Consider the following 1,619-nt stretch of genomic DNA (forward strand, 5'->3'; position numbering starts at 1 on the left):
TGTGCGTCCGGGTGCCGGCCCGGGTCATCCGCATCCCGGAAACCGTCCCCCGGCACCACCGACACCCGCCAGAGAACCACTCGCAAAACAAAACCGCTCGGCCGGTTTCACTATAGCCTCGCCCGAGACCCACACAAGAGCCCCCAGCACACCCCCACAACCACCCGACCCCGAGCCTCGCACACCACCCCCAACCCCCGGAAGACACCCGCAGAACGGAATCAAAACCCCCGCTTACCCAGCGAAGATCCCCACCACACACCCCCAGCGAGCCGGTGAATATGCACCCCGCACGCCCCCACCCGACTCCCCGCCCGACCCCCCGGCCCGCCCCCGCGAAATTCCCCGCCCGCCCTTGAAAAGAAAACCGGTAGGTTCGTATCTTATGACCCTGCACGGTCCATCCCGGCACCTCCCACAGCACCACGGAGACCCACATGACCCTGCTCACCGTCCACCAGGACAACCACCCCAACCCCGCCACCACGCCAACGGGAACAGCAACAGGAACAGCAACGGGAACGGGAACGGGAACGGCAACAAGCCCCCACCCAGCAGCAGGACCAGACCCCGCCACCCGGACCAGCACAGAATCACAAACCGGCACCGCCACGAACGCAAAAACACCCGTCGACCCCGCCCACATGCCCCGCCTCACCACCACCGTCCCCCGCGAATACGTCCACCGCTCCACCCTCGCCGAGGTCTTCCTCACCGGCTGCGAACAAACCGGCACCACCCACTACACCCTCACCGCCCAATGGCCCCGCGCCCACACCTTCTTCACCACCCCCGACGGCACCCACCACCCCCTCCAAGCCGCAGAAACCATCCGCCAAACCGGCCTCTACCTCGCCCACGCCGAACTCGGCATCCCCCTCGGCCACCACTTCCTCATGCGCAACCTCCACCTCACCACCCACCCCCAACACCTCACCATCGGCCCCACCCCCACCGACCTCACCCTCACCGCCACCTACACCCCCCACCACCCCCACACCAAACGCCCCACCGACTTCACCATGCACATCACCATCACCCGCAACGGCCACCCCACCGCCACCGGCACCGGCCGCTTCACCTGCCTCACCCCCACCACCTACCAACGCCTCCGCCACCCCCACACCACCACCCCCACCACCACAAACACCACCACCGGCACCAGCACCAGCACCAGCACCAGCACCAGCACCAGCACCCAACACCAACCCACCAACCCCCCACCCACCCACTACGGACGCACCCTCCCCCACGACATCGTCCTCACCCCCACCCCCCACCCCCACACCTGGCAACTCACCCCCAACCCCCACCACCCCATCCTCTTCGACCACACCACCGACCACATCCCCGGCATGGTCCTCCTCGAAGCCGCCCACCAAGCCACCACCGCCCACACCCACCCCACCCCCACAACCCACCCCACCCACCCCACCACCCTCCACGCCACCTTCCACCACTACACCGAACACCACACCCCCACCTACATCACCGCACACACGAACAACAGCAACAATGACAACAACCAACCCCCCACCACCCACATCACCGCACACCAAAACAACACCACCGTCTTCACCGCACAACTCACCACCCACACCCCCACCGACACCACCTGA

At 66.8% G+C, this 1,619-nt stretch carries 1 protein-coding gene; it reads left to right on the forward strand.

Features of this window, described 5'->3' with window-relative positions:
- The first annotated feature begins 644 nt into the window (after nucleotides 1–644).
- Nucleotides 645–1,619: a ScbA/BarX family gamma-butyrolactone biosynthesis protein gene (locus ACIRA5_RS53610; protein ID WP_403706007.1), complete on the forward strand. Its 975-nt coding sequence runs from the start codon at nucleotides 645–647 to the stop codon at nucleotides 1,617–1,619.

This window comes from Streptomyces sp. NPDC096311 (assembly GCF_044763085.1).
In the GTDB taxonomy this organism is placed as follows: Bacteria; Actinomycetota; Actinomycetes; order Streptomycetales; family Streptomycetaceae; genus Streptomyces.

What these genes read in the sequence shown, in the direction of transcription:
- ACIRA5_RS53610 (WP_403706007.1), top strand. Translation starts at nt 645, where the DNA reads ATGCCCCGCCTCACCACCACCGTCCCCCGCGAATACGTCCACCGCTCC.